Origin of the sequence: Streptomyces sp. CB02959 (assembly GCF_002803155.1) — a bacterium.
Lineage (GTDB): Bacteria > Actinomycetota > Actinomycetes > Streptomycetales > Streptomycetaceae > Streptomyces.
This window is the reverse complement of record NZ_NNBP01000034.1, coordinates 1-21,073: the sequence shown is the minus strand read 5'-3', so window position 1 is coordinate 21,073 and position 21,073 is coordinate 1. Positions and strand designations below refer to the sequence as shown.

Annotated in this window: 17 protein-coding genes and 4 pseudogenes; 14 read left to right on the top strand and 7 right to left on the bottom strand. The window is 65.9% G+C overall.

Annotation, left to right across the window (positions count from 1 at the left end):
• Nucleotides 1–40 precede the first annotated feature (40 nt).
• The 6 genes and pseudogenes from ltrA to CG747_RS38695 form a co-directional block, all read left to right on the top strand.
• Nucleotides 41–1,471 (top strand): group II intron reverse transcriptase/maturase, encoded by a 1,431-nt coding sequence (gene ltrA / locus CG747_RS38725; protein ID WP_100606580.1) that lies wholly within the window; start codon nucleotides 41–43, stop codon nucleotides 1,469–1,471.
• A gap of 124 nt (nucleotides 1,472–1,595) precedes the next feature.
• Nucleotides 1,596–1,895 (top strand): annotated as a pseudogene (locus CG747_RS38720) (transposase); the annotation flags it as partial.
• 110 nt (nucleotides 1,896–2,005) lie between these two features.
• The gene (locus CG747_RS38715; protein ID WP_100606579.1) at nucleotides 2,006–2,692 is read left to right on the top strand and encodes an alpha/beta hydrolase; all 687 of its coding nucleotides are present in this window, start codon (nucleotides 2,006–2,008) and stop codon (nucleotides 2,690–2,692) included.
• 512 nt (nucleotides 2,693–3,204) lie between these two features.
• Nucleotides 3,205–3,777 carry a hypothetical protein gene (locus CG747_RS38705; protein WP_100606578.1) on the top strand — a complete coding sequence of 191 codons (573 nt, stop codon included), beginning with the start codon at nucleotides 3,205–3,207 and terminating at the stop codon, nucleotides 3,775–3,777.
• A 195-nt stretch (nucleotides 3,778–3,972) separates the two neighbouring features.
• A complete protein-coding gene (locus CG747_RS38700; RefSeq protein ID WP_100606577.1) occupies nucleotides 3,973–4,338 on the top strand; it encodes an iron chaperone in 366 nt (121 codons plus the stop codon).
• Nucleotides 4,339–4,396: 58 nt separating this feature from the next.
• A pseudogene (locus CG747_RS38695) lies at nucleotides 4,397–5,037 on the top strand (IS5 family transposase); the annotation flags it as partial.
• On the opposite strand, the gene CG747_RS38690 reads toward CG747_RS38695, so the two are convergent.
• The 3 genes from CG747_RS38690 to CG747_RS38680 all read right to left on the bottom strand — a co-directional run bounded on the left by CG747_RS38690 (nucleotide 4,922) and on the right by CG747_RS38680 (nucleotide 7,408).
• Nucleotides 4,922–5,503: a helix-turn-helix domain-containing protein gene (locus CG747_RS38690; protein WP_100606575.1), complete on the bottom strand. Its 582-nt coding sequence runs from the start codon at nucleotides 5,501–5,503 to the stop codon at nucleotides 4,922–4,924. The pseudogene CG747_RS38695 and the gene CG747_RS38690 sit on opposite strands and share 116 nt — an antisense overlap.
• A 98-nt stretch (nucleotides 5,504–5,601) precedes the next feature.
• The gene (locus CG747_RS38685; RefSeq protein WP_219621605.1) at nucleotides 5,602–6,279 is read right to left on the bottom strand and encodes a response regulator transcription factor; all 678 of its coding nucleotides are present in this window, start codon (nucleotides 6,277–6,279) and stop codon (nucleotides 5,602–5,604) included.
• Entirely contained in the window at nucleotides 6,254–7,408 is a 1,155-nt protein-coding gene (locus tag CG747_RS38680) for a sensor histidine kinase (protein ID WP_180985894.1), read from the bottom strand. The genes CG747_RS38685 and CG747_RS38680 overlap by 26 nt, the downstream gene beginning before the upstream one ends.
• 612 nt (nucleotides 7,409–8,020) lie before the next feature.
• On the opposite strand from CG747_RS38680, the gene CG747_RS48485 reads away from it, so the two are divergent.
• The 5 genes from CG747_RS48485 to CG747_RS38655 all read left to right on the top strand — a co-directional run bounded on the left by CG747_RS48485 (nucleotide 8,021) and on the right by CG747_RS38655 (nucleotide 13,856).
• Entirely contained in the window at nucleotides 8,021–8,488 is a 468-nt protein-coding gene (locus tag CG747_RS48485) for an ATP-binding protein (RefSeq protein WP_257981023.1), read from the top strand.
• 524 nt (nucleotides 8,489–9,012) lie between these two features.
• Nucleotides 9,013–10,542 carry a sodium:alanine symporter family protein gene (locus tag CG747_RS38670; RefSeq protein WP_100606572.1) on the top strand — a complete coding sequence of 510 codons (1,530 nt, stop codon included), beginning with the start codon at nucleotides 9,013–9,015 and terminating at the stop codon, nucleotides 10,540–10,542.
• Nucleotides 10,543–10,676: 134 nt separating this feature from the next.
• On the top strand, nucleotides 10,677–11,453 hold the full coding sequence (locus CG747_RS38665; RefSeq protein ID WP_100606571.1) for a response regulator transcription factor: 777 nt from the start codon (nucleotides 10,677–10,679) through the stop codon (nucleotides 11,451–11,453).
• Nucleotides 11,454–11,886: 433 nt separating this feature from the next.
• On the top strand, nucleotides 11,887–12,912 hold the full coding sequence (locus tag CG747_RS38660; protein WP_180985892.1) for an SPFH domain-containing protein: 1,026 nt from the start codon (nucleotides 11,887–11,889) through the stop codon (nucleotides 12,910–12,912).
• 5 nt (nucleotides 12,913–12,917) lie between these two features.
• Nucleotides 12,918–13,856, top strand: a complete 939-nt coding sequence (locus CG747_RS38655; protein ID WP_100606569.1) for a C40 family peptidase — start codon at nucleotides 12,918–12,920, stop codon at nucleotides 13,854–13,856.
• Nucleotides 13,857–14,631: 775 nt separating this feature from the next.
• Here the strand turns inward: CG747_RS38655 and CG747_RS38640 are convergent.
• Nucleotides 14,632–14,871, bottom strand: a complete 240-nt coding sequence (locus tag CG747_RS38640) for a chaplin (RefSeq protein WP_100606568.1) — start codon at nucleotides 14,869–14,871, stop codon at nucleotides 14,632–14,634.
• Between the two features lie 84 nt (nucleotides 14,872–14,955).
• Nucleotides 14,956–15,101 (bottom strand): annotated as a pseudogene (locus CG747_RS50175) (IS256 family transposase); the annotation flags it as partial.
• Between the two features lie 105 nt (nucleotides 15,102–15,206).
• Here CG747_RS50175 and CG747_RS48480 point away from each other — a divergent pair.
• Nucleotides 15,207–15,350 (top strand): hypothetical protein, encoded by a 144-nt coding sequence (locus CG747_RS48480; RefSeq protein ID WP_180985907.1) that lies wholly within the window; start codon nucleotides 15,207–15,209, stop codon nucleotides 15,348–15,350.
• On the opposite strand, the gene CG747_RS38630 is transcribed toward CG747_RS48480, so the two are convergent.
• Nucleotides 15,340–16,773 carry an aminotransferase class V-fold PLP-dependent enzyme gene (locus tag CG747_RS38630; RefSeq protein WP_257981016.1) on the bottom strand — a complete coding sequence of 478 codons (1,434 nt, stop codon included), beginning with the start codon at nucleotides 16,771–16,773 and terminating at the stop codon, nucleotides 15,340–15,342. The two genes, CG747_RS48480 and CG747_RS38630, sit on opposite strands and share 11 nt — an antisense overlap.
• 307 nt (nucleotides 16,774–17,080) lie before the next feature.
• Here CG747_RS38630 and CG747_RS38625 point away from each other — a divergent pair, with 307 nt between their 5' ends.
• Together CG747_RS38625 and CG747_RS38620 are read left to right on the top strand one after the other, a co-directional pair.
• Nucleotides 17,081–18,634: an NAD(P)-binding domain-containing protein gene (locus CG747_RS38625; RefSeq protein WP_257981015.1), complete on the top strand. Its 1,554-nt coding sequence runs from the start codon at nucleotides 17,081–17,083 to the stop codon at nucleotides 18,632–18,634.
• Nucleotides 18,631–20,292 carry an MFS transporter gene (locus CG747_RS38620; protein WP_180985891.1) on the top strand — a complete coding sequence of 554 codons (1,662 nt, stop codon included), beginning with the start codon at nucleotides 18,631–18,633 and terminating at the stop codon, nucleotides 20,290–20,292. Before CG747_RS38625 ends, CG747_RS38620 begins: the two co-directional genes overlap by 4 nt.
• 146 nt (nucleotides 20,293–20,438) lie before the next feature.
• Here CG747_RS38620 and CG747_RS46975 read toward each other — a convergent pair.
• Nucleotides 20,439–21,073 (bottom strand): annotated as a pseudogene (locus tag CG747_RS46975) (hypothetical protein); the annotation flags it as partial.

Sequence of the window (21,073 nt, the reverse complement as noted above, 5' to 3'; positions counted from 1 at the left end):
TCAGCAGTGGACGTACTGGAAGGTCAGGAGGCTGTCGCCGGTGAATACCGACGAGCTTGACTCCGTTCTGTTCGGAGCGGAGCGCAGGGTACTGAAGATCCAGACCAAGCTGCACTGTTGGGCCCGTGATGACCCTCATCGCAGGTTCGATGATCTGTTCAACCTCGTCGCCGATCCCGCGTTCCTTCTGGTCGCGTGGGACCGGGTGCGGGGCAACAAGGGAGCCCGCACAGCCGGAGTGGACGGGCGCACGGCCCGTTCCATCGAGGCCGGGCAAGGCGTCGTGGACTTCCTCGACGGACTGCGGTCGCAGGTCAAGGACCGCAGTTTCTGCCCGCTGCCGGTGCGGGAACGGATGATCCCGAAGTCGGGTGGCAAATTGCGCCGCCTGGGGATCGCCACCATTGCCGACCGAGTGGTGCAGGCTTCCCTGAAGCTGGTGCTGGAGCCGATTTTCGAAGCGGATTTCCACCCGTGTTCCTACGGGTTCCGCCCGAACCGTCGCGCTCATGACGGCGTGGCCGAGGTCCGCTACTTCGCTTCCCGCTCCTATGAGTGGGTCGTCGAGGGCGACATCACGGCATGCTTCGACGAGATCTCCCATCCGGCCCTGACGGACCTGGTGCGGGAAAGAATCGGAGACAAGCGCGTCCTGGCACTGGTGAAGGCGTTCCTCAAAGCAGGCATCCTCGGCGAGGACCGCATGCTGCGAGAGAACCGCGCCGGAACCCCGCAGGGTTCGATCCTTTCACCGCTGCTGAGCAATGTGGCCCTGACGGTCCTGGACGAACACATCGCCCAAGGACCCGGCGGCCCCGCTTCCAGCCAGACGGAAAGGGCCAAGCGCCGTCGTCATCGCCTGCCCAACTACCGGCTCGTCAGCTACGCGGACGACTGGTGCTTGATGGTGTCGGGCACGAAGGACGACGCCGAAGCCCTCCGGGAGGAGATCGCAGAAGTCCTGTCCGGGATGGGCCTGCGCCTGTCGCCGGAGAAGACCCTGATCACCCACATCGACAAGGGCCTCGACTTCCTCGGCTGGCGCATCCAGCGCCACCAGAAACGAGGCAGCAACCGGCACTACATCTACACCTATCCGTCCGGCAAGGCCGTTAAGGCCATGACCGGCAAGGTCAGGACGATGTGCCGGACAACAGACACGAGCCAGCCGCTCGATGCCCTGCTGCGTCAGCTCAACCCGGCGCTCAAGGGCTGGTGCGTCTACTTCCGGCCCGGCGTGTCCAGCGCAACCTTTGCCTACCTGAGCTACTACACGTGGCGCCGGGTCGGGAGCTGGTTGCGCCGCAAACACCGCCGGTCCACCTGGAAGGACGTCCGCCGCCGCTACTGCGACGTCGGATGGTGGCCGGCCTCGGAGGAAAGGCCGCTGTTCAACCCCGCGAAGGTAACCACCACGCGTTACCGCTACCGGGGAACAGTCATCCCGACTCCATGGCCCAGCCTGGAATGAAGACAACACACGCGTTCTGAACAGGACTTGTGGAGCGCCCGGTGCTCGGAAACGGGCACGCCGGGTGCGGGAAGCGGTCTGGGGAAACGGGCCGGTCGACAAGACCGGAACCGCGCCCCGGATCGACTTCACCGTCCACAAGGCTGCCGGGCTGCGAGAGTTTGCCGCCTCGCGCGATTGGCTGACCATCTACTACTTGCCGCCTTACGCGCCCGGCCTCAACCCCGTCGAAGGCATCTGGTCCCTGCTGCGGCGGGGCTGGCTCTCCAACGTCGCTTTCAGCACGCCAGAACACCACATTCAGCGCATCCGACGCGGCCTGCGCCACATCCAGTACCGCGGCGACCTCATAGACGGCTGCCTCACTGAAAACGGGCCTGATCATCAACACATGACCACCACGACAACACGTTCAACCTCGTAGGCCCAACGACTGGGATGGAGCGACACGCCTGGCCATCACACAAAAATAGGCACTTAACGTGCAATGTGGTGCAGTGTGGCATATTTGATCTCACCGTAGGAGGAAATGCCATGGCGGGCAAGCCCAGCATTGTCTTCGCTCACGGGCTCTGGGCGGATGGGTCGTGCTTCAACAAGCTCATCCCCACGCTCCAGGCTGAAGGGCACGAGGTTTTCGCCTCACAGCACGGCCTCGACTCGCTCGAAAGCGACGTCGCGTGCGTCAACTTCACGCTCAACCATGTCCCCGGCCCGATCGTGCTGGTCGGTCACTCCTACGGCGGGACCCTGATCACCAAAGCGGGTACCCACGACCGCGTCGGAGCTCTGGTGTACATCGCCGCGCTCGCTCCGGACGAGGACGAGACGTCGCAGGGACAGCAGGACAGATTCCCCCGCACGCCCATCTTCGAGCACGTCGACGTCGCTGACGGCCGCGTGTGGCTCAAGCCCTCAGGTGTCCCGCACTTCTGCGGCGACCTCCCGGAAGCGGAGCAGAAGCTCGTCCTGGCGACGGGCGCTGTGCCCGTGGCGGACCTGTTCAACCAGCAGGTTCCCGGCACCGCCTGGCGGACGAAGCCAAGCTGGTACATCGTCGCCAACAACGACCGCACCGTGCACCCCGACCTGGAGCGGTCCGCCGCCGAGCGCATGGGTGCCAAAATCCGTCCCGTGGACAGCAGCCACGTTCCCATGCTCTCGCATCCCGACTTCGTCCTCGATGTGATCCGTGAGGCCGCGAAGTCCCTCGACGCCTAAGCCGAGCCGACAACGACCGGCCGTAGCGCAACACGCAAGGAGGCGGCCCCGGACCGACCGGGCCGCCTCCTCGCAACGACATCACGCTTTCAAGCTCAGTAACCGGCGATCCCACGCCATGTTGCGCCCGCTCGCGGGAGCCGGGTGCGTAGGGCAGCGGCGACTGCGCTACCAGGCGGGCATGCGACTCCACTTCGCAGTGGCTGGTTCTCGGGCGAGTTGCTCTTCGCGGTGCATTACTGGCTGCGAACTTGTGGCTGCGGTGAGTAGGGTGCTGCGGGTGATTTCTAAGGGACGGCATCAGGACGGGGATGTTGCGGCGGCCCTTGATCGGGCCAGGAGAGCCGGCTGCCAGGTGGTGCCGGACAAGAACGGGCACCGGTGGGGATGGGTGGTGTGCTGCTCGTGCGGAGCACGCCACGTCGTCTCAGGTACTCCGAAGAATCCCGGCAATGAGGCGAAGCGCGTTGACCGCTTCGTCAAGGACCACCAGCACTGAAAGGGTAGCCGCTGTGTCCGAATGGAGCTTCACCCTCCTGATCAATCAGCCCCTAACCCCCGAGCAGGCCGACGCCTTCGACCACTGCGACGCCTTCGCCGACGGCTCGGTCTCCTACACCCTCGGCCCCGACAACCCCGAGGCGTACCCGCACAGCCCGAGTGCCGAGACGTTGAGGCAGCTGTCATGCGATACCGAAGCCCCCACGCTGCTGGACGCCGTCGCACAGGTGGCACGCGACGTCCGACTCATCCCGGGCCTGCGGGCCGTGGGCGTGCGCTACGACGACATGGTGACCCTGGAAGAAGCCGCACAACGCTGCGGGCGCAGCCACCACGAACTCGTCGAACTCGCCAAGAACCGGCGGGGAACCGGCGGGTTCCCGCAGCCGGAGTCCGGAGGCGAGGGGACGGAGTTCTACTCCTGGCGCAAGATCTCCGCATACCTGACACACGCGGGCGACGCTCTCGCCGCGGCGCCCCGCGACCTCGTCGTCGCCGATCGCGCACTGCGTCTCGCCGAAGCGCTCGAAGGCGCGGACGTGTCGCCGGGCACGTTGCAGTCCCTCGGGCTGCCGCTCGCCTGACACGCACCCGCATGAGGGATGCGGCCGCGACAAAGGAGGAACAGAAGAACCAGACACAGAGGACGAAGGCAGATAGGGCACCCCGACACCCTCCCACCGACAAGACCTCCACACCCACCGAACTTACGAAAAGATCAGTAGTAGGCCGTGTTTGAAATGCTGGTATGAGCCTTGAACCCGGCATAACCTCACGGCATGGTGCAGAGCGAGGCTAGCGACGTCGACGGCTACCTGACAGAGGTTCCTGAGGAACGCAGGGCCGTGCTGACCGAGGTGCGGCAGCTGTGCCGGGCGGAGCTGGTGGGCTTCGACGAGGTCATGGCGTACGGGATGCCCGCATATGAGCGGGACGGCGCTTGCGAGATCGCGTTTGCCAGCCAGAAGCAGTACATCTCCTTCTATCTCATGCGCAGTGACGTCCGTGAGGCGTTCGAGGAGCGGCTGGCCGGGCAGGACATGGGTAAGGGATGTCTGCGGTTCCGCAGGCCGGAGAGCATCGACTTCGACTTGCTGCGGGATCTGCTCAAGGCCACCGCGGCCCGGCCCGGCAAGATCTGCTGACACTGCCAGGCGCCGGGGCGCCGTCTCGGACGAGTCAGCAACGTGGAACGATCTTGGAATGGCTCGTGGGGATCTCACGGACGAACAGTGGGAGCGCCTGGAGGCCGCTGCTGCCGCCGATACCGAAGATGGGGCGGCCGCCGAGGGACCGGCGGCAGGTCTTCGACGGGATCTGGTGGCGGGCCAGGACCGGCTCGCCATGGCGGGACATCCCCGAGCGGTATGGGCCGTGGGAAACCGCGTACTCGGTCTTCCGACGCTGGCAGATCGACGGGGCATGGACCCGCGTCCTGGAAAAACTCCAGGTCAAGGCCGATGCGGACGGTGTAATCGAGTGGGAGGTCTCCGTCGACTCGACGGTTTGCCGGGCTCACCAGCACGCCGCCGATGCCCGCAAAAAGGTGCGCACGATCCTGGCCGGACGCGCCCGGACTACCTGGCAGCGGAGCCGGACGACGATGCTTTGGGCCGCTCGCGCGGGGGCCTGACCACCAAGCTCCACCTGGCGGCGGACGCCTCGGGCATGTCCTGGCCGTCACAGTCACCGGCGGACAGCGCGGGGACGCCCCGCAGTTCACCCGCCTCATGGACCGGATCCGCGTCGCCCGGACCGGCGGCGGACGCCCGCGCACCCGGCCCTCTCGCGTGATCGCCGACCGGGCATACTCCTCCCACGCGATCCGTTCCTACCTGCGCCGTCCACCTTGCCGTTGAGGTGCGGGGATGCCGGCACCCGGTTGCCGGGCAGCTGCTTCTCGTAGCGGGTATGGCGCTTGTAGCGTTGCGATGCGGGCAGCCGGTTGAGACCCAGCCGCTTGAGGATGCGGTAGACGGCGGAGCAGGCGATGTCGATGTCGTGGTACCGCTGGAGGTACATCCGGATCTTCATCGGGCCGAAGTGGTAGTTCTGCCGCAGGTAGACGATCTTGTTCACGATGTCGGCGTCGGTGGCATTGGGACTGTGGTGCGGTGCGCTGGAACGGTCGCGCAGGCCTTCGATGCCCTGCTCCTGGTAGCGCCGCTGCCACTTGTAGAAGCAGTTGCGGCTGATCCCGTAGTACCGGCAGGTCAGCGAGACATTCCCAGTGACTTCCTCGGCGTGGCTCAGGACCGCCAGACGTTGCTGGGCCTGGCGATCCTGCTGCTGTTGCGGTGAAGGGGGCATGGCTAGCTCCGTCGTAGTCGGAGATCCATGTGTCACCAACGTCCGGCAGTTTTATATGGCTAGTTGTTCAGATTTAGCACGGTTTTGAGGAGAGCCACTCAGGTGGAGCTGCCGCGGTCGGACCCGGGTGGGGCGGGGTCAACGTTGCGGATCAGGAGGGCCGCTTGGACTCGATTGTCGAATTGGAGCTTGGCAAGCACGCGGCTGACGTGCATTTTGACTGTGGCTTCACTGGTGGACAGGGCGCGGGCGATGTCCGCGTTGGACATGCCCTGTCCTACGAGCTGCAGGACCTGCCGCTCGCGTGCGGTGAGTGTGTCCAGTCGTGCCCGCTCTTGGGCGGTCAGAGTCTGGTGCCGTTGCAGCAGCGTGTCGATGACGTGCCGGGTAACGGCAGGCGAGAGCGTGCTGTGGCCTTCGGCGACGTCGTGTACAGCGCGGATGATCTCCACCGGCGGGGTGTCCTTGAGGAGGAAGCCGGCCGCTCCGGCGCGTAGTGCCTCGGTCACGTATTCGTCGAGTTGGAAGGTCGTGAGGATCACGACGGCCGGTGGCCGGGCCATGGCGCGTAGGGCGCGGGTGGCGGTGATGCCGTCCACGTTCGGCATCCGAATGTCCACGAGGGCGATGTCGCAGGTGTGGGCATGGGCCTGTTCGGTCGCTGCATGGCCATCGGCGGCCTCGGCGACGACTTGGATGCCGGGGTCGCCCTCCAAGATGGTCCGCAGCCCATGACGTACGAGCGGCTCGTCATCGACGATCATCACTTTGATCACGAGACGGCTCCTGAGGATGGGCGTTGCGTTCTGGGTCAGGTGGGTAGGCGCGGTGGGGGATGGTGGCGTGGACGCGGAACGCGCCGTTGGCCTGCGCGGTGGTCTCGAAGGTGCCGCCCAGTACGCGGAGCCGCTCTGCCAGCCCCACCAGGCCGTATCCAGCCGAGGGCAGCCCGTCGCCGGGGCTCGCGGTGGGCGGACCATTGGCGATCACGATCTGCACGGCGTCGTGGTGGTCGCGCACGTCGGCTGTCACGGTGGCGCCGGGCGCGTGTTTGAGCGCGTTGGTGAGTGCCTCCTGGACCACGCGGTAGATGGCCACCTGGGTGGCCGAGGGTAGCGTGTTCACTGCGCCATGCAGCCGCAGGGTGATGTCCATGCCGAGATGACGGCAGTCGGCGACGAGCGCGTCGAGGTCGGCGGCGGTCGGGGTCGGTTGCAGGGGAGCTGTTCCCTCACTCTCGTTGCCGGTGAGGACGCCGAGGATGTCACGTAGTTCGGTCAGTGCCTGGGTGCCGGCGCGGCGGATGCGTTCCGCCTCCTGGCGAACCCAGTCGGCGCCGCAGTCAGCACTCATCTGGAGGGCTCCGGCGATGAGGACGACGTGGCTGACGCGGTGGGCGACAACGTCATGCAGTTCTCTTGCGATGCGGGTGCGCTCCTCCCCACGCGCACGCTCCTCAAGAAGGGCTTCGTGGCGCTCGTGGGTCACTGCCTGCTGTCGCATGGTGGCGATGAGTTGATGTCGGGTGGCCACATACAGGCCCATCAGCAGGGGAGTCGCCACAAAGGGCACCCCGTGGATGAGGTCCAGGCCGGTGCCACCCAGCTCGGAGGAGGCCGTCTGCGCGGCGAGGGCAACCAGTCCGAGCGTCAGGAGACGCAGCCATGACCGGTACATGCCACCTACGGTGTAGAGCATGACCACCACCGCGCCGGGGGCGTAACAGAGCACGTGCGAGGCGAGGACCACGCCCGTCACCGATCGCGGGAAGCGATGCCGCCACAGTACGAGCGCCCCTGTCGATCCGGCCGCGACAGCCGCCCAGTGGGGCTTGCCCGTCAACAGTCCGCTCGTCGGCAGCACCAGGGAATCCCCAATGCCGTACGCCACTGCGGCCAATGCCACGGCGGCGTCCACGGCGGACGGGCGCCACCGACGTCGCCGCGTTTCACTGCTCGAAAATCGGAACGAAGCCACGAGAGTAATGAGAAACCACCAAAAGTTACCCATCCATGGTATCCCCGTGGTGTTTCACCGCTTCTTCTCCCGACCAGGAGCCACATCGCGCGTTCGCTCTTCGCTGCAGGCCACCGCGATGGGGCAGGGGCGAGAGACAGGCCCCTGGACCGGTGCTCAGGGAACCGACTCGTTGTACGTCGAGAGGCACTGGCCAGCCACGGTGTCGCGAGGCCGCCGGCCATGCCGACCGTCCGCGGCACACAAGACGGGCCCGTCACTTTCAGAGCGCTCATGGGCATGGCGGACAGCCGACTTTCGTCGGCCAGGCGTCCTGACGAAAGGCTGTCGCATTACCCCCCTGTACGTGGTGCTGTTGCTTACCAGGTCAATAAGGTCCGCCCCGGAGGCGTAGCAGCGGAAGATCGCTCGGCCCAGCGCAGTACCGTCATCGACGGCGCGGGCGGGACGTGTCACCTGACGGTCGACCGGCCACCTCGGTGGATCTCAAGAAGGAGACCGGGGCCCTTGAAGGACCCGGTAGGAAGGGCTGTGATTGCCATGCTGCCCGTCATCGTCGCGACGCAGCACCCACGTGCTGTCACATGGTCGCGACACTCCCTCGGCGTCCGCCCCGCACGGTCCGCCCGCCACCTCGTCCGTCAGTGGCTGACCCGTCACGCGTGCGCTGAACACGTCATCGAGGCAGCCGAGCTCGTCGTCGCCGAGTTGGTCGCCAACGCCGTCCAGCACGGCGGCTACCCCACCGCACTCACTCTGGACATCGACCACCCCACCCTCCATGCCGAAGGAGTACTGCTGATTTGCGTGCATGACCCCGGCGTGGAGGAACCCATCGCCCCTGGGCTGAACACCCAGTCGCTGTGCGGGTTTCACGAGTGCGGTCGTGGCCTCTCGATCGTCGCTGCGTTGAGCCAGGCATGGGGAGTGGTCCGTCACCAGGACCGGCACAAGCACGTGTGGTGCGAACTGCCCGTCCCACAGGGCCGTGTCAGCGCCCCTGCCTGACCTGCCCCATGGTGCGCGGTGGCAGGGCCTCAACCTCGCGAAACGGTGCGCAGTCGACACATTCCAGGAGGGGAGTGTCGAAGCGATACCGCACCGGCGAAAGCGACTTTTACGTCCGTGTGAACGGGCAACTGCTTATCTGTGCAAGAAACGGTGGTGATCACCCAGCGAATCACCGCCGGCCGAGCCCCGCCCTTCGCCATGAAGGATGCGCCCGGCACACGGCACACGAGTCATGCAGCACGCTCTCCGCGACCGCACCGCACTTCCTTGACAGTGCGCCGAACAGTGCCGTGGCGGTGCTGTACCAGTCGCCTTGAGCGGCCCGTTGAGGACGAGGAGACAGCCAGAAATGTCGGATCATCAGCGGGTAGCCGGGCACACGCCGAAGCCCCCGCACCACGTTGACGTCTTACGCGTTCCGGACGCTCCCGCCGCGCCTGCCCCCGCGCAGCGACCAAACCCGCCATCCGGATCCGCCGTCCCGCCGTGGCGTCCAACGCTCCCAGCCAGCGAGGTTGTTGATGTCATTTCTCGATTCGCTCACCTCGGGCGTCGACAGCGCCGTCAACGGCGTTGTCGAACCCCTGTCCACCCGCCTGTCCGACATCGTCTTCGCGGAAGTCAGCCTCTTCGGGGTTTCCTTTCCCTGGATCGTCGCCTGGCTCGTCGTCGCAGGCGCCGTTTTCACCATCTGGTTCAAGGGCGTGCAGATACGCCGGGCCCGCCTGGCCGTCGACTTGGTACGCGGCAAGCACAGCAGGAGCGACGCCCCGGGTGAAGTCACCCACTTCCAGGCACTGACCGCCGCCGTCTCCGGCACAGTCGGGCTGGGCAACATCGCCGGCGTCGCCGTCGCGGTGACCATCGGCGGCCCCGGCGCAACTTTCTGGATGATCCTGTGCGGCCTACTGGGGATGGCCACGAAGTTCGTGGAGTGCACACTCGGAGTCAAGTACCGCCAGTGCCACGCGGACGGCACCGTCTCCGGCGGCCCGATGCACTACCTGCGCACCGGTCTGGCCGAGCGCGGCATGGCGGGCCTGGGCAAGGTGTTGGCCGTCCTGGCCTCCGTGGCCCTGCTCTTCTTCGGCTTGTTCGGCGGCAACCTCTTCCAAGCCAACCAGAGCTTCGCCCAACTGCAGTCGGTCACCGGCGGCGACGACGGCCTGCTGGGCTCCTCGACAGGAGCTCTGGCATTCGGCATGATCTTGGCCGGGCTGACCGGGCTCGTACTGTTCGGCGGTATCCGCTCGATCGCAAAGGTCACCAGCCGCCTCGTACCCGTCATGGCCGGGATCTACATCGCGGCCTGCACCGTCGTCCTCCTGGTCAACATCCAGACCCTGCCCAGCGCCGTGGGCACCATCATCCACGGGGCGTTCTCCCCCGAGGGCGTAGCCGGCGGCCTCGTCGGCGCACTGATCATCGGGTTCCAACGAGCCGCATTCTCCAACGAGGCAGGCCTCGGCTCCGCCCCCATCGCCCACTCGGCCGTCAAAACCCGCCACCCCGTCACCGAAGGTCTGGTCGCCCTACTGGAGCCGTTCATCGACACCGTCGTGGTCTGCACCATGACCGCGTTGACCATCGTCATCGCCTCCACCCCCAGCTGGAACCAAGCCCGCGCCACCGCAACCCAGACCGGAACAGCCCCCGAAGGCGTGACCATCACCTCCGACGCCTTCGCCACCGTACTGCCCTGGTTTCCCTACCTCTTGACCATCGCGGTACTCCTGTTCGCCTTCTCCACCATCATCACCTGGGGTTACTACGGCCTCAAAGCATGGACATACCTCGTCGGACGCAACCGCACCACCGAGACCATCTACAAACTGCTCTTCACCGTGTTCGTCGCCCTCGGACCCGTTCTCTCCCTCAGTGCCTTGATCAGCATGGCCGACGCAGTGCTCTTCCTCCTGGCCGTCATCAACATCACCGGCCTCTACCTGCTAGCCCCCATCGTGAAGAAGGAACTCAACTCCTTCCTTGTCCACATACACACCGGAACAGCGCACCGCCCCGCGGATCCCTCCCCGGCCTCCGACATCTGACCCGGGAAGGCGCCGAGGTCCCGAGCCCCCACACAAAGCCATCACCGGTCGGAAAACACCACAACCCGAGCGACCACGCGATTCCGCCCCGCACAAGCCGCCCGGAGCGGGACACTGCGGGCGCAAGGAAAACCATGAGAATTCTGTTCGCTCACAACGACAGCGTCTCGGCTCAAGCAGTCACCAGCGAACTGCGTCGAAGTGCCATGGCCGTCGACTTCGCTCACCGCAGTGACGAGGCCGAACGGCTGAGCATCTGCAACGACTACGACGTCGTCATCATCGATCAGGACCTGCCAACGATCGGGGGCTACGAACTGTGTCGCAGCGTCGCTGGACGACAAGTTCCGCCGCACATAATGCTGCTGACCGCCAACCGGGTGGAGGACAGGGTCCGAGGGCTGTGCTCAGGCGCCGACGACTGCCTGTCCAAGCCCTTCGCCTCCGTCGAACTCGTCGCCCGCATCCGAGCGCTCAGCCGACGCCGCCGAACTGCGGCCCCCCTGATCCTGCGCCACCAAGGAATCGCCCTGGACCAAGCACGCCGTGAGGTTCGCGTCCACGAGCGACTGGTCAAACTGACCCCCAAGGAGTTCGCCGTGCTGCGACTTCTCATGGAAGCCAAGGGCCAGCCGGTACCCCACGAGGACCTGTTGGCCGATATCTGGGACACCCACATGAACTCGCGCACCAACACCGTCCGTACCACCGTCAGTAGGCTGCGCCGCAAGCTCGGCTGCCCCGAAGTGATCTGCGTGGACAACGGCAAGGGATACCGCCTGGGCCAACGCACGGCCCCAACCTCCGTCGAACCCCGCATCGAGGACCGACGTCGCCGCAGTGAGCCGGTGCCACCCCGTGCCGCACAAGATGCGCCCGCCTCGGCCGAGCGACCACGGCCTCAGCCGTGAGGGCCGAGCACGAGGAAACGTCCTCGCGCACGCTCCTCGCCGAGCGAGCAGCGGCATCCAACCGTCGACGAGGCATCACGCCTGGTCTGGCACACGTCGCCGCTTCCCACCGGGCAGCGTTGACCACCCCGATCTTGAGGATTTCCGGATGGACGTCAACCGCGATGCTTCACAGTGGTCAAGGTTCCGGCCCCTGCCTCCGCCAGCCTCAGCGGCCGGCACTCCACAGGGCAGTGCCCCCGCACACCCGACGGTGACCTCGAAGGTCCTGTGGAAAGCCCCGTCAGGGAAGGCGACACCACCCGCCGTCGCCGCAGCGCAGCACGCGACGACATCGCCGGCTGCGGATGCGGGAGTTGACGCCTCTCACATCGCTTTCGACATCCCCGGTCCCCAGCCCCCGGGCCGTCCGGTCCGCCGGCGTACTCCGCGGATGGATCCGACCCTCCACGAGAACCGTGCCGTGGCTCTGCCTGGCTGGGTCGCCCTGATGATCCTGCTGGCAGGTACCGTCACCATGGTCGCGATTCTCGGGTCGACCGGCAGGATCCCGTACTGGGACGCCTTGCCGGACATCCGAAGCCCCGCTGTCAGGGCGGGCAGTCCGGGCGCTCCTACCGCGGGCATGCTCGCGGTGTTCGTCGTCGCCAGCCTGCTCGTGCTCCTCAGCGTCACTGGGCTGCTCATCAACTCCAGCGGCCAGGCCCGCATTCTCACCAGGTGGGGCCGCTATCGGGGCACCGTGCGACGCACCGGGCTGCTGTGGGTCAACCCACTGCTGCGCCGCCGTCGGGTCGACGTCGGACTGCGCCACTGGCGCAGCGAGAACGTCGACGTCGTGGACCGCACCGGATTGCCCATCGTGGTGAAGTTGCTGCTCGTCTGGCGGGTCAAGGACACCGCTCGCGCCCACTTCACCGTGGCCGACCACGAGAGCTATCTGCGCGAGCAGGTCCACGCTGCCCTCACCCGAACTGCCAGCGCCTTGCCGTGCGACAGCAACGGCGTGCCCGGTCCGGCGCTGCGCGACGGCGACTGGTTCGGCGACGAACTGACCCGTTGGCTGGCGCCCCAGGTCGCCCCGGTCGGCCTGGAAGTTTTCTCGGTCCAGCCACTGGCTCTCGACTACGCACCCGAGGTGGCCGAGAGCATGCGCCGCCGGCAACTCGCAGATCTGGAAGCGAGTTTGCGCACCGTGGTCCTCGACGACGCCATCGAGACCGCCACCCTCGCCGTGCAGCGCCTTGAACACACCACCGCGCAGGAGTTGGACAGCACCGCCCGCAACGCTCTGATGGAGCACCTGCTGGTCGCCTTCCTGGCACCGACCGCCGCTGTCCGGACGGGTGCGTCATTCGGCACCTGGACGGGGTCATATCCCCCGATTGCTGGTCCCACCAAAGCGGCCACGAGTTCGGTGCCCGCTTCAGCAGGTCGGCCTGAGAACGAGGAGAGGTAATCCGCATGACCACACCCGCCCACTCGACGTTGATTCGCTTCGAGGAAGCTCGACGGGGAAGTGACCAGCAGGCAGCCTCGGTGACTGCCGACTGTCGATGCGCTCACTGCGTCGTCGCGAGTGCCTCGCCTCGCCGGCTGCCCAAGGCCGGCAACAACGGGATACGGCCCGTCGTACGGCGGACGTTCCTAGCCGCCACGTGCCTCGCGGGAGTTGGCGTAGTCAGCGTTGGCCCTGGTGCGGAAGTCGCCAACGCCCGGTCCGCACCCAGCAAGTCAGGGTGGGACGGTACGAGATACTGGTTCAAGAACAACAGCGGCGAGTGGCGATGGACCAGCCACTACAGCATCTACAAAGCCCGCACCGGAAGCGCCAGCAAACAGGCACCACCGAAGGAAGCCGGCAGTACCCCCGGGATCCGGCAAGGATGGGACGGATCGCGATACTGGTTCAAGAACACCAAGGGCCAGTGGCGATGGACCAGCCACCACAGCATCTACAAAGCCCGTACCAAGGGGCACGGCAATGACACCGGCACAGGACGCGGCACTGCCCCAGCCCCGCCGCGTGCAGCGGGGAACAGCCGCCACGAGACTGCCATTGGCTATGCGCTTGCCCAGGTCGGCAAACCATACGTCTGGGGAGGTAACGGGCCCAACAGCTTCGACTGCTCCGGGCTGGTGCAGCAGGCGTACCGGCGAGCCGGCATCCAGTTGCCCCGCGTGGCCGCCGACCAGTACGCCGCCACGACCCGGATCACCCCGGGTCAGCTGCGCCGCGGTGACCTGATCTTCTGGTCCAACAGCGGTCGGGCGTCAGGCATTAACCACGTTGCGATCTACCTGGGTGGCGGCACGTACGTCGAGGCCCCAAAGCCGGGCGTGAATGTCCGGACGGCCACGCTGCGCAGCGGCTACTACCCCACTCACTTCGGCCGCCCATAGTCACTGCTGAGCCTCATTTTCGTCGTCGACGGCCCGTCCGGTGGTGCTGTCCCGTGGCGGTGGAGGAGGCGGGACTGACTCCGGAGGGACGTCTGCAGCGGCAGAAGCTGCGGTTGCAGGCAGCCGAACGGTTCGAAGAGGGCGTTCCCCAGGCAGCAATGGCGCGGCGATTGGCCGAGGTTGTCCCTGTCTCGGGAAGCGGGGTCTACCGGACCCCGGGTACGCCCTCCCCCTCCGCTGCCAGTGCTGGGCACCTTTGCCGGGTGGTTTTCTGGAGACCGGCACACTCCTTGCACCCGTCTCACGAGGGATCACCTGTCCAAGCCCCTGATCGTCGTCACCGGTGCCAGTTCCGGCATCGGTGCGGCCACCGCCCGCTTCCTCTCCGCCCAACGGCACGCGCTGCTCCGTAGGAGTCGTCGGGGTCGTTCAGGACCCCGAAGGACTCTGTCGCCCGATTTCACGTTGAGCTCTGATTCGATCACCGTCACCTGGACGTTCTCCACCGCAGCCAGCCGGTTTCGGCAGGTCGGCCGAATCGGGCGACAGAGTCCCGAAGTGCTTCAAAATGGCTTCACAGCTTCTCGGCGTCGTGCCCGTCGGCGCCACCTTGCCCCCTGGCAATCAGCGCGGAGGTGGACCCTTCGGCACCCACTCGGTCACGGGCTGTCGGTAACGGCCAGCACCGCGGCCGTCGAGGCCGGCACCCTGCGGGCTGACGCACCGGCCGCCACAGCGCTGTCGGTGACGGCGCAGCCGACGGTTGCCGTGGGCGCTAGCTGTTGGCGCAGGTGTTGCCGGAGGCAGGATTGAGGAGGCCGGGGGCGCTGAGAGTGCTTCCACAGATGGTGATCGGCTCGTTGATGGGCACCTGGAGTACATTGCCGGACAGGTAGCCCGGGGAGTTGGTTGCAGCCCCGCCAGCCCCTGCGTCAGCCAAGGCGATACCGGCCGCGCCGATCAGTGCCATCCCAGTTGCTGCGGAAACTACGAGGGTTCTGGCGATACGCGACATGCTCTTTGGTCCTTTCGATCTCTAATCCTGATCAACGTTCAGTTGTCCGACTTGTCGCGTGGTACTGCCCGGACAGCCGAACGATCGGCTGGTCCACCGCTTGCGGCCCTTTCCGGGCGGGTCCAGGCTCATCACCGCGAGGTAGACGCATTTCAACGCGGCGGCTTCGGGCGGGAGCGGCCGCGAGCCCGAACGGCCGTGCGGATGCGGGCATTGACGGACTTGATCGCACCGTGACACACGCCAGCCCCATGACCTGCAACTTCAAGTTGAAGCGAGCTCAATGAGGTTTCTTCTGGCTGGCCGCACTCGGTGCGCTCGCCGTCGTCATGGAGGTGTCCACGCTGTACGTGCTGCGCAACGAATCCGTCTTGCAGTCGATCGGACGGTTGGTCATGTTCGTCGGCGTGATCGGCGTGATCGGCGTGATCGGCGTGATCGGCGTGCTGGTCCGGGCTGAGCGGCTGGTCAGTTCTTGAGCGCTTCCGCAATGATCAGCTCAACAGCCTCGGCCACCCGGTCGCTGTGCGTGCGGTGGATGACGATGCACATCCGAATGGTCTGGCGGCCCTCCACCACGGTGCTGGACAGCAGCACACGCCCTGTTGCGTTGACGCGGTCGAGCAGCCGGCGGGTCGCCTCGTCCGCCTCGGCCACGGCGGTGGCACTGCTGTCGCGTGGCCGGATCCGGAATACCACCGTACTGAGATCCGGACGCCAGGGCAGTTCCACTGACGGGATGCAGGCCAGCTTGTCGTAAACCTGCTCGGCGAGGTCGAGCTTCTCGTCCAAAGCACAACGGAAGGCAGAAACACCGTGCAGGTGCAGAGGTAGCCATACGCGCAGCCCGCGGACCTCATGAGTGAGTTCAGGACCCAGGTGCGCGTAATTTGGCAGGCCATCGGAAGAGCCAACGTCTTGGAGGTAGTCACCCGTTCCCTCGTGTGCAGCGAAGAGCCTGGCCGGATCCCGGACGACGAGGGCGCCCGTACCGAATGGCAGGAACAGCGTCTTGTGGGGGTCCAGGGCCACCGAGTCGGCCTGTTCCATTCCCGCAAGTCGCCGCCGTCCGCGCTCGGTGAGTCCGAAGAACCCGCCGTACGCCGCATCCACGTGGAACCAGAGACTCTCCTGCTGAGCCAGGCTTGCCATGGCAGAAAGCGGATCGACGGTGCCGGTGTGGGTGGTGCCGGCTGAACCGATCAACAGGAAGGGGCGCAGTCCCGCGGCACGATCACTTCGGATCATGGCTGCCGCAGCCTCGACATCCATCCGGAGGTCGTCGGTGCACGGCACGACGCGGATGTTCCGCTCCCGGATTCCGGCCAGCCGTGCCGCCTTTGTCAGCGAGTGATTTGCGAACGGGGTGACATAGACCGTTCCGGCCCCGAAGTCCTCACCGAGATGGGTGTGGCGGGCGGTCACCAGGGCGGAGAAGTTGGCCATGGACCCGCCGGTGGTGAGCAGGCCGCTGCTCCCGGGCGGAAGGCCGCTGACGTCCTGGGCTATCCACCGCAGCACGCTCTCTTCCAGCGCAACCAACGCTGGTGCGGTGAAGGCCATGCTGCCGTAGCGGTTGACGCCCAAGGTGTAGAACTCGGCGAGCGCTGAGGTGTAGAGACCACCGCCTGGAACATAGGCAAGGTAGCCGGGACCTGCGGTCTCCAGCGCGCAATCCGCGGCAAGACCGAGCCGGCCGAGCAGCTCCTCCAGGTTGCCCGCCTGCTCCGGCGGTGCTGCGAGAAAGTCCGCTACGAGGTCGGCTGTCGCCGCCGGCCCGACGGGATTGCTTGTCGGACGATCCGTCAGTTCCGTTATGAACTTCATGACGTGATCCAGAACGAGACCGCCCATCTCTGCCATGGTTGCGCGGTCCGGCTCCAGAGGGAAGTGGAGGCTCACGAAAAACACCCTACGGGACTTCTCTCGAAAGCGGCAGGTAGTCCAGAGGTTTGCTTAGAGTCCGAGTTCCCCCCTCTGCGCACATGACGCCATATCAAGTACATTCATTCCGGAGTCAACAGCAACACCTGTTGGCGGCATCACGCCTGTCCATGCGGTGACCGAGAGGTCAATTGGCCTAGACATCAAGAGTCATTGACCCTAGGTAGTCGCGTGGTCACCTTCAGCCCAATTGCCGTGACGTTAGACCCCCTTCGGGTCGGATCGCGCCTTGGGCGACTCCCCGACGAGCGCAGACGGAGAGCGAATGATGACGGAACCCATTGATTACCTGGTGATTGGCGCTGGACCCGCTGGTCTTCAACTCGGGTATTTCCTTGAGAAGACCGGACGCGACTACCTCGTACTTGAGGCCGAAGACGTGCCCGGAGCCTACTTCCGGAGGTTTCCCCGGCACCGCCAGTTGATCTCCATCAACAAGCCGCACACGGGCTGGAGTGACTCCGAACTCAACCTGCGTATGGACTGGAACTCACTGCTCAGTGACGACCCCGAGCTGCGCTTCACCCGGTACAGCGAGGAATACTTCCCGAACGCGGACCTGCTCGTCGACTACTTCGCCGACTTCGCGGCGCAGACCGGGGTCCGGATCCAGTACGGCATCCGCGTCACCGGGATCACTCGCGACGGCCACTTCCACGTGTCCACGCAGGACGGCACGACGTTCCAGGCCAGGCGGGTCGTGGTCGCGACCGGGCTCGCCCTGCCCTATGTGCCGGACATCCCAGGAATCGAACTGGCGGAGTCCTACAACGACGTGTCGGTGGACCCGCATGAGTTCAACGACCAGCGCGTCCTCATCATCGGCAAGGGAAATTCGGCCTTCGAGACAGCCGACAACCTCATCGCGCACGCCGCCATCATCCATGTCCTCGGCCCCAAGCCGCTGACCTTCGCCTGGCGCACCCACTTCGCGGGTGATCTGCGGGCAGTGAACAACAACTTCCTCGACACCTACCAACTCAAGTCCCAGAACCTCGTGATGGACGCGACGATCGACCGGATCGAGCGGCATGGTGCCGAATTCCATGTCACCCAGCGCTATCTCCGGCGGCCCAAGGTTATGACCCATGTCTACGACCGGGTCATCGTGTGCACCGGCTTCAAGATGGACACGACAATCTTCACCGACAGTGCCCGTCCGCGGCTCGCCCTCAACGACCGGTTCGCGGAGATCACTCCCGCGTGGGAGTCGACAACCGTACCCGACCTGTTCTTCGCCGGGACCATCACCCAAGTACTCGACCGCAGGAAATACACGAGCAGTGTCCTGCACGGCTTCCGCTACTCCACCCGTGCGTTGCACCGTTTCCTGGAGCAGCGCTACGAGGGGCTTACCTGGCCAGGCCAGGACCTGCCGGCAGACGCAAGCGCCGTGGCGGACGCCGTGCTCGCGCGGATAAACCGCAGCTCCGGACTGTGGAATCAGTTCGGTTTCCTCGGCGACGTCCTTGTCCTGCATGACGACGGCACCTCGCGTCTGCGGGAAGAGGTGCCCGTCGAGCTCGCGCACCGCCCCGAATTCGGTGCGGGCCAGGACTACCTCATCTTCAATGTGGAGTACGGCTCCGGATACCCGGAGATCGACCCGTTCGACATCGCAGCCGGCCGGGAGTGGGAGGACGATCCGGCGAATGAGTCCCTCTATATGCATCCGGTCGTGCGCCGCTACCGCGCGGGCGAGCTGGTCTCGGTGACACACCTGCCGGAACATGCGTACAACAAATGGACCGACCCGGAGAAGTACCACGAGCCGGTGCGTGCCATAGTCGCCGAGATGTTGCCGGCAGGGGTCCGATGAAGAAGGGCTCGGCGTTCGCCGGTTCGACGGGCAGACAGTCCGGGCGTCGCGCACCTACCGGCCGAGAGTTCGAACATCCGGTGGCCTTCTGGGCGGGCGCGCTGGCCTGTACCGCCGGGGTGCTGCTGCATTTTCCGATGTACCTGCACGCGAGTGACATGGGCTACAAGCTCGTCGGGATGCCGGCGGACCCGGCGATGATCACCGGCATGGTGCTGATCGCCGGCGGGCTGCTCGCCTCGCTGTACGGGCTCGTTCCCCGGCGCAGCAGGGAGCTCCAGTGCTCATCGGGCCGCATCCAGGTCCGGGCGATGGACGATGCGCCGATTCGGCCCGCGCATATCGCACTGGTCATCGTCCTGGTGATCGCGGTGACGATCGACGTGATGAAGCCGACCTCGCTGGCTTTTGTGGCTCCGGGCTTCGCCGAGGAATACGGGCTGAAGTCGCCCGCCAATCCGCAAGGAACCATCCCAGTCTCATGGTTGCCGCTGGCCGGCATCACCGGAACCGTCATCGGCTCGTGGATCTGGGGCGTGCTCGGCGACCGGATCGGGCGCCGCGCCTCACTCATCTTCGCCGGGATGATCTTCGTCGCCACCAGCATCTGCGGCGCCATGCCCGGCTTCACCTGGAACCTGGTGATGTGCCTGCTCATGGGCATCGGCGCGGGCGGCATGCTGCCAATCACCTTTGCTCTGATAGCCGAGACCATCCCGGCCCGGCACCGGGGCTGGCTGATGGTGCTCATTGGCGGAAACATCGCCGGGGCGTACGTCATCACGAGCTGGCTGGCAGGATGGCTGATCCCCACGTACAGCTGGCGCATCCTGTGGCTGATCGGCTTGCCGACCGGGCTGATCTTCATCGCACTGAACCGTTGGATCCCTGAGTCGCCCCGCTTCCTGCTTGCCCGTGGGCGGACCGAGGAGGCCGAGGCCGTCATGGCCCGCTATGGCGCCGCGGTGCAGGAGACCGAGCCGGAGGAGGCCGAGGCGCGCCTACCTCTCAAGCAGGCCGGCTACCGCACGCTGTTCCGCCGTCCGCTGCTGGGATCAACCGTCGGGATCACCATCCTCGGCATCGGCGTCGGGCTGATGACCTACGGATTCCAGCAGTGGGTGCCGACCAACCTGCAACACCTCGGCTACTCAACGGGTAAATCAAACTACGTCGTACGCAATGCCGCCCTGCTGGGCCTGCCGTTCACCGTGCTGACGGCATGGATGTACGGAGTCTGGGGAAGCCGCAAGACCATCGTCACGGTGAGTGGGGTCACCGTGGTCCCCCTGCTGGGGTTCGTGGTCGGCGGCGATGCACTGGCCGACCGGCAACTGCTGCTCTCTCTACTGCTGGTGGTGCCGCTGGCCGGGGTCAGTTCGCTGGCGGCCGTGGTGACCGGTTACGCGGCCGAGGTGTACCCGACCCTGCTCCGCTCGCGAGGCACCGGCCTGGCCGCCGCGATGACCAAAGCAGGCGGCGTCGTCATCCTTGCCCTCACCGTCGCCGCTGCCACCGTCCCCTCCATCGCCACCACCGCGCTGATCGGTGCGGTTCCCCTGCTGCTGGCGGCGCTGGTGTTCGCCTGGGGATGCCCGGAGACCAAACAGCGCTCCCTTGAGGAGATCAGCCAGGATCTGACGGTCGCCAATACATAGGCCGAGCGGGAGAGGGAGAGGACGGGTGATACGGCACATGCAGCCTAGTAGATCGTTGCGGCTAAGTATGGCTCTGGTTCGTGGAGTTGACGGTCGGGCAGTCTCCCCTCGTCGCTTCACTTCGGCCGGGCGGGGGTGCCATGTCGTCACAGAAGAAGTATCCGGTTGCCTTGAGTGCTGAGGATCGTCAGGCGTTGGTGCGGTTGACCACGGCGGGAGTCCGTAGCGCGTCGATGATCAGGCGGGCGCGGGTGTTGCTCGCGCTGGATACGTCGGTTGGAGAGGTCGATCCGCGGGCGGCGGTCGAGGTCGTAGAAGATGACTCCGTCGATCACGCCGAGGGCGAGGTCGGCGAGGAGCTGACGGAACTCGGGCCGTAGGACAACCCAGTCGATGGTGCCGTGGGGCTTGGTGACCTTGCGCTTCTTGAACGCGGAGGTGTCCTTCTCCCGGTAGATCTTGGCGAACGGACCCCAGCCGAGGCGGGTTCGGCTGTCTTCGGCGTCCTCGAGCTGGCGGTCGACGCCGGCCTCCAGGCCGAAGCGGTCGGAGGAGATGGGGAGGTAGGCGCCGGGTCGCTTCGGTAGGTACGACGCCAAGTGGTCGTAGAGGTTCAGGGTGACCTGTCCGCCGTGGGCGTGCGCGGGGACTTCGAAGTCCTCCCAGGCAGTGGTGAGGGTGTCAACAATCGACCCGTATAGCGGCTGTGCGAATCTTGCCCCCTGCGAGGTTCTGAGGAAAGCGGTATCGGTCGGGCGGACGTTACTGACTTCGGCTGGTC

What these genes read in the sequence shown, in the direction of transcription:
- CG747_RS38715 (WP_100606579.1), top strand. Translation starts at nt 2,006, where the DNA reads ATGGCGGGCAAGCCCAGCATTGTCTTCGCTCACGGGCTCTGGGCGGAT.
- CG747_RS38700 (WP_100606577.1), top strand. Translation starts at nt 3,973, where the DNA reads ATGGTGCAGAGCGAGGCTAGCGACGTCGACGGCTACCTGACAGAGGTT.
- CG747_RS38690 (WP_100606575.1), bottom strand. Translation starts at nt 5,503, where the DNA reads ATGCCCCCTTCACCGCAACAGCAGCAGGATCGCCAGGCCCAGCAACGT.
- CG747_RS48485 (WP_257981023.1), top strand. Translation starts at nt 8,021, where the DNA reads ATGCTGCCCGTCATCGTCGCGACGCAGCACCCACGTGCTGTCACATGG.
- CG747_RS38670 (WP_100606572.1), top strand. Translation starts at nt 9,013, where the DNA reads ATGTCATTTCTCGATTCGCTCACCTCGGGCGTCGACAGCGCCGTCAAC.
- CG747_RS38665 (WP_100606571.1), top strand. Translation starts at nt 10,677, where the DNA reads ATGAGAATTCTGTTCGCTCACAACGACAGCGTCTCGGCTCAAGCAGTC.
- CG747_RS38660 (WP_180985892.1), top strand. Translation starts at nt 11,887, where the DNA reads ATGGATCCGACCCTCCACGAGAACCGTGCCGTGGCTCTGCCTGGCTGG.
- CG747_RS38655 (WP_100606569.1), top strand. Translation starts at nt 12,918, where the DNA reads ATGACCACACCCGCCCACTCGACGTTGATTCGCTTCGAGGAAGCTCGA.
- CG747_RS38640 (WP_100606568.1), bottom strand. Translation starts at nt 14,871, where the DNA reads ATGTCGCGTATCGCCAGAACCCTCGTAGTTTCCGCAGCAACTGGGATG.
- CG747_RS38625 (WP_257981015.1), top strand. Translation starts at nt 17,081, where the DNA reads ATGATGACGGAACCCATTGATTACCTGGTGATTGGCGCTGGACCCGCT.
- CG747_RS38620 (WP_180985891.1), top strand. Translation starts at nt 18,631, where the DNA reads ATGAAGAAGGGCTCGGCGTTCGCCGGTTCGACGGGCAGACAGTCCGGG.